Annotated in this window: 7 protein-coding genes; all 7 read right to left on the bottom strand. The window is 73.3% G+C overall.

Annotation, left to right across the window (positions count from 1 at the left end; genetic code table 11):
• Positions 1-735, bottom strand: a 735-nt coding sequence (locus tag E4P40_RS25800) for an MATE family efflux transporter (protein ID WP_245160595.1), incomplete at its 3' end; no start/stop codon positions are given.
• A 113-nt stretch (positions 736-848) separates the two neighbouring features.
• Complete coding sequence (locus E4P40_RS25795) at positions 849-1,844, bottom strand: bifunctional oligoribonuclease/PAP phosphatase NrnA (protein WP_135161177.1); 996 nt, start codon at positions 1,842-1,844, stop codon at positions 849-851.
• 6 nt (positions 1,845-1,850) lie between these two features.
• Entirely contained in the window at positions 1,851-2,096 is a 246-nt protein-coding gene (locus E4P40_RS25790) for a hypothetical protein (RefSeq protein ID WP_135161176.1), read from the bottom strand.
• Complete coding sequence (gene rbfA / locus E4P40_RS25785; protein ID WP_135161175.1) at positions 2,093-2,602, bottom strand: 30S ribosome-binding factor RbfA; 510 nt, start codon at positions 2,600-2,602, stop codon at positions 2,093-2,095. Before rbfA ends, E4P40_RS25790 begins: the two co-directional genes overlap by 4 nt.
• Before the next feature lie 99 nt (positions 2,603-2,701).
• Positions 2,702-3,001 carry a DUF503 domain-containing protein gene (locus tag E4P40_RS25780; RefSeq protein WP_245160594.1) on the bottom strand — a complete coding sequence of 100 codons (300 nt, stop codon included), beginning with the start codon at positions 2,999-3,001 and terminating at the stop codon, positions 2,702-2,704.
• A gap of 73 nt (positions 3,002-3,074) precedes the next feature.
• The gene (gene infB / locus E4P40_RS25775) at positions 3,075-4,910 is read right to left on the bottom strand and encodes a translation initiation factor IF-2 (protein WP_245160593.1); all 1,836 of its coding nucleotides are present in this window, start codon (positions 4,908-4,910) and stop codon (positions 3,075-3,077) included.
• 353 nt (positions 4,911-5,263) lie between these two features.
• On the bottom strand, positions 5,264-5,638 hold a 375-nt coding region (locus tag E4P40_RS29220), incomplete at its 5' end, for a hypothetical protein (protein ID WP_245160592.1).

Genomic DNA, 5,638 nt, shown 5'->3' with positions numbered 1-5,638 from the left:
CCCCGCGCGGGCGGCGACACCTGCGGCGAGGAGGAACGAGCACTGGAGGACGGCGGCCCGCAGGAGGAGGTCGCGGCCGATGACGAGCTGCCGGCCCAGCGCGGCCGGTCGAGGCCGCCACGGCGCACCTTCCCGGGCGAGTGCGCGGATGAACAGCACTGCCGTGACCGCCTGACCGGCGACGTTGGCGACGGCCGAGCCGACCAGCCCCATCCCCGCGGCATGCACCAGCAGGGGGCACAGCACGAGGCTGACCATGCTGCCCGCCAGCACGTAGCGCACCGGCCGACGGAGGTCCTGGACGCCTCGCATCCACCCGTTGCCGGCGAGGGAGATCAGCAGCAGGGGGACCCCGAGGGAGGCCACCCGCAGCCACTGCTCGCCCGCCTCGGCGACGGGTCCCGGTCCGCCGGCGAGGACGCGGGTCAGCGGGCCGGCGAGCAGGTGGAAGAACAGCAGCACGGCCAGCCCGAGGCCGAGGGCGAGCCAGGTCGCCTGCACGCCCTCGGCGACGGCCCCGGGGCGGTCACCGGCGCCGGCGCGGCGGGCGGCCCGGGCGGTCGTGCCGTATGCGAGGAAGTTCAGCAGCGCGGCCGCCCACGCGAGGAGGCCGCCGCCGACGGCGAGACCGCCCAGCGGAACGGTGCCGAGGTTGCCGACGACCGCGGTGTCGACGAGCAGGTAGAGCGGTTCAGCGGCCAGCACGACCAGTGCCGGCGCCGCGAGGGAGAGCACAGACGGGGAACCGGATCGCGGGGGGCGGAGACGTCCCGATCCGGTTGCCGGACCCGGCTCAGCGCTGATCGGGGACGGCTCCTGGTTGCGGGGCGATCGGGAGGACCGCCACGTCATCGATCATGGAGTTCCTGCCGCAGAGCGTCGATGGTCTTCTCGCGGTCGAGGTAGGAGGAGTAGCCGGCGGCGAGGACGTGCCCGCCGCCACCGAGCGCCATCGCGACCCGCGCGACGTCCGTCCCACCCCGCGAGCGGAGCGAGATCGACCACGACCCGTCGTCCTGCCCCTTGAGCACGCACGCCACGTCCGCCTCCTCGGTGGAGCGGATGACGTCGACGAGGGCCTCAAGCTGCTCCCCCGGCAGGCCGTGCTCGGCGGCCTCGGCCGTGCTCGACCACGTCCAGACCAGCCCGGCACCGACCTCGGGCTCGAGCACCGCGCGCCCGGTGACGACCGACAGCAGACCCAGCCAGCCGAAGGGTGCGGTGTCGAAGAGCCGCCGGCTGATGTCGGAGTGGTCGATGCCGGTGGCCAGCAGCCGCGCGGCCAGCTCGTGGGTGTCCGGCCGGGTGTTGCCGAAGCGGAAGGAGCCGGTGTCGGCGGCCAGCCCGGCGTACAGCAGGGTGGCCAGCTGCGGGTCGAGCGCGACGCCGAGATCGTCCAGGAGCCCGGCCACCAGCGACACCGTCGCCGGGGCACCGCCGTCGACGAGGCACACGTCGCCGAAGCCGGGGTTGCTGGCGTGGTGGTCGATGACCACGGAGGTCCCGGCGTTCTCCAGCAGCACCGCGAGCTCGCCCAGCCGACCGGGAGAGGCCGCGTCGAGGCTCACGAACACGTCCGGGGACGACGGCACCGAGGACGACGGCACGAGACCCTCCGCCCCTGGCAGCCAGCCCAGCGAGGACGGCAGCGTGAACGGGTCGGGGAAGGTCGCCAGGACGCGGGCACCCCGACGGCGGAGCCCTTCGGCCAGGGACAGCGTGCTGCCCAGGGCGTCGGCGTCGGGCTGCACGTGCCCGGACAGGACGACCGTGGCACGGGAGTCGGCGGCCTCGGCCAGCACCGAGGCGACGGTGCGGGCGGCCCGGCTGGTGGAGAGCGTCATCGCGGATCAGGCATCCGGACCGGGATCGGCGACCGGTGGAGCGTTCTGCTCCTCCTCGACCCGGCCACCCCCGACGGGATACCCGGAACCACCCGCGTCCGGCTCGTCGGCGGTGATGCTCGGCGCGGAGCCGATCTCGCCGTGCTTGCCGCCGTCGGTGGGGTCCCCCGCGTCGGGCGCCTTGCGGCCACCCAGCACGGACGTGCCCTGACCCTCGTCGGGCTCGAAAGGATCGGGGTCGTTCTCGGTCACAGAGCACTCCTGGTCCGGACGGCGTCGTCGACCCCTTCATCGGCAGTCGACGCGACGACCGTGTCGCCGTCGGTGTCCTCGTCGTCCTCCGCCGGCTTGCGGTAGGGGTCGGCGTCGCCGGCGTACTGCGCGCCCTCACGGGCACGGGCGAGCTCGGCGTCGGCGTGCCGCGCACGCTCGAGGGCTTCCTCGAGCTCGCGCGCGGTGTCCGGGACGATGTCTGCCACGAAGGTCAGCGTCGGCACGAACTTGATGCCGGTCTGCTTGCCGACGGTCGCGCGGAGGATCCCGGTCGCGCTGGTGAGCGCCGCCGCCGAGTCGGCGATCTGGGTCTCGTCGCCGTAGACGGTGTAGAACACCGTCGCTTCACGGAGGTCTCCGGTCACCTTGGCGTCGGTGACGGTGACCATGCCCAGTCGGGGGTCCTTGATCTGCATCTCGATCGCGTGGGACACGATCTGACGGATGCGGACCGCCAGCTTGCGGGCGCGGGCCGGGTCGGCCATCGGGACCTCCTGGAGTCGGGGCGTCGGACGACGCCGGGGCGGGCGGCCCCCTGCAGGGGCCCGCCGCGAGCGTGCGAGCGGGGGGCAGGGGGTCCTTCATCAGTCCGTGTCGCTGAAGAGCTGCCGATGTGTCGACAGCAGCGTCACCTCCGGACGGTCGGCCAGCAACCGCTCGCAGGCGTCGAGGACGTCGGAGACCTGCCCGGCGTCCCCCGCGACGGTGGCGACGCCGACCTGCACCCGGCGGTGCACGTCCTGGTCTCCCACCTCCGCGGCGGCCACGGCGAAGCGGCGCCGCAGCTCGGCCACGATGGGCCGGACGACGGCGCGCTTGCCCTTGAGCGAGTGGACGTCGCCCAGCAGCAGGTCGGCGATGAGCGTGCCGGTGAACACGCTCATCGCCTCCCCGCTGTCGGCCCCGTCCAGGGGCTCACGCCGAGCTTGCGAGGTGTGAGGAGGACGGGGTCCTCTTTCAGGTGCGGGGGATCTCCCGCATCTCGAACGTCTCGATCACGTCGTCGACCTTGATGTCGTTGAACGACCCCAGGCCGATACCGCACTCGTAGCCCTCGCGGACCTCGGTCGCGTCGTCCTTGAACCGGCGGAGGGACTCCACCGTCAGGTTGTCGGCGACCACGGCACCGTCACGCATGAGCCGTGCCTTCGAATTGCGCACGATCGTGCCGCTGCGGACCAGCGAACCGGCGACGTTGCCGATCTTCGGCACCCGGAAGACCTCGCGGACCTCCGCCGTACCGAGCTGGACCTCCTCGTAGACGGGCTTGAGCATGCCCTTGAGAGCGGCCTCGATCTCGTCGATGGCCTGGTAGATGACCGTGTAGTACCGGACGTCCACGCCCTCGCGGTTCGCGAGCTCGGTGGCCTGACCCTCGGCCCGGACGTTGAAGCCCAGGACGATGACGTCGTCGGCCAGCGCCAGGTCGATGTCGCTCTTGGTGATCCCGCCGACGCCGCGGTGGATGACCCGCAGCGAGATGTCGTCGTCGACCTCGATCTTCATCAGCGCCTCTTCGAGCGCCTCGACGGTGCCCGAGTTGTCGCCCTTGATGATCAGGTTGAGCTGACGGGTCTCCTTGAGGGCGGCGTCGAGGTCCTCCAGGCTGATCCGCTTGCGCATGGATGCGTTCTGCGCGTTGCGGATGCGGGCCTGGCGGCGGTCGGCGATCTGCCGGGCCACCCGGTCCTCGTCGACGACCAGGAACGTGTCGCCGGCGCGGGGCACCGAGGTCAGACCGACGACCTGCACCGGACGGGCGGGCAGGGCCTCCTTGAGCTTGTTGCCGTGCTCGTCGAGCAGCGACCGCACGCGCCCGTAGGCGTCGCCGGCCACGATCGAGTCGCCCTGGCGCAGCGTGCCGCGCTGGACCAGCACCGTGGCGACGGGGCCCCGGCCCTTGTCCAGCTTGCCCTCGATGACCACACCCTGCGGGTCCTGCTCGGTGTTCGCGCGCAGGTCCAGCGAGGCATCGGCCGTCAGCAGGATCGCCGTGAGCAGCTCGTCGAGGCCCTGACGGGTCGTCGCGGAGACGTCGACGAACATCGTGTCGCCGCCGTACTCCTCGGCCACCAGGCCGTACTCGGTGAGCTGCTGACGGATCTTGGCGGGGTTGGCCCCCTCCTTGTCGATCTTGTTGACCGCGACCACGATCGGCACGTCGGCGGCCTGGGCGTGGTTGAGCGCCTCGACCGTCTGGGGCATGACGCCGTCGTCGGCCGCCACGACCAGGACGACGATGTCGGTCACCTTCGCGCCACGGGCACGCATCGCGGTGAACGACTCGTGACCCGGGGTGTCGATGAAGGTGATCGGTCGCTCGTTGTGCTCGAGCTCGGTGACGATCTGGTAGGCGCCGATGTGCTGGGTGATGCCACCGGCCTCGCGGGCCACCACGTTGGCGTGGCGGATCGCATCCAGGAGCTTCGTCTTTCCGTGGTCGACGTGACCCATGACGGTCACGACCGGCGGACGGGACGACCAGTCCTCCTCGTCGCCCTCCTCGTCACCGAAGGTGAGATCGAAGGTCTCGAGGAGCTCGCGGTCCTCGTCCTCGGGGCTGACGACCTGGATGTCCCAGCCGATCTCGGCGCCGAGCAGCTGCAGCGTCTCGTCGTTCACCGACTGCGTCGCGGTGATCATCTCGCCCAGGTGGAACAGGGCGGTGACCAGCGCGGCCGGCTCGGCGTTGATCCGCTCGGCCAGGTCGGTCAGCGAGGCACCACGGGGCAGCCGGACGGTCTGGCCGTTGCCACGGGGCAGGCTGACGCCGCCCATGCTGGGCGCCGCCATGGAGTCGAACTCCTGACGCCGCTGCTTCTTGCTCTTGCGCCCACGGACCGGACCGCGGCCACCAGGGCGGCCGAAGGCACCGGCCGTGCCGGCACCCGAGCCGCCGCGACCGCGGCCACGACCACCGCCGCCGCCACGGAAGCCACCACCGGCGGGCGCGCCGGCGCCGGGAGCGCCACCGCCACCGCCGCCACCACCGGGACGGAAGCCACCGCCACCGCCGCCACCACCGGGGCCACCGGGACGACCGCCGGGGCCACCACGGCCGCCGCCAGGGCCGCCGGGTCCGCCACCGGGACGACCGGCAGGAGCGCCCCGGCCGGGCATCATGCCGGGCGAGGGACGCTGCGGCATCATGCCCGGGTTCGGACGTGGACCACCGGCACCGGGAGCCGGACGGGGACCGCCGGCACCGGGAGCGGGACGCGGACCGCCCGGACCGGGACGGGGACCGCCCGGACCAGCGGCGGCCGGACGCGGGGCTCCGGGCGCAGGACGCGGACCGGGCGTGGCCGGACCGGGACGAGGACCGGCGGCAGGACCAGCGCCGGCAGCGGCGGCGGGGGGTGCAGCCGGACGCGGCGAGCTGAAGGGGTTGTTACCGGGACGCGGTGCCGGGCGGGGGCCCGGACGCGGACCGGCGCCCGCAGGAGCGCCCCCACCGGCGGCTGCCGGACGGGGGGTCGCCGGACGGGGGGTGGCCGGCGCAGCCGGAGCACCGGCCGCGG

The sequence above is a fragment of the Blastococcus sp. CT_GayMR20 genome, from assembly GCF_004570345.1.
The sequence above is the reverse complement of the archived record's forward strand: the minus strand, read 5'-3'. Positions and strand labels throughout refer to the sequence as shown.

What these genes read in the sequence shown, in the direction of transcription:
- E4P40_RS25795 (WP_135161177.1), bottom strand. Translation starts at nt 1,844, where the DNA reads ATGACGCTCTCCACCAGCCGGGCCGCCCGCACCGTCGCCTCGGTGCTG.
- rbfA (WP_135161175.1), bottom strand. Translation starts at nt 2,602, where the DNA reads ATGGCCGACCCGGCCCGCGCCCGCAAGCTGGCGGTCCGCATCCGTCAG.
- E4P40_RS25780 (WP_245160594.1), bottom strand. Translation starts at nt 3,001, where the DNA reads ATGAGCGTGTTCACCGGCACGCTCATCGCCGACCTGCTGCTGGGCGAC.
- infB (WP_245160593.1), bottom strand. Translation starts at nt 4,910, where the DNA reads ATGGCGGCGCCCAGCATGGGCGGCGTCAGCCTGCCCCGTGGCAACGGC.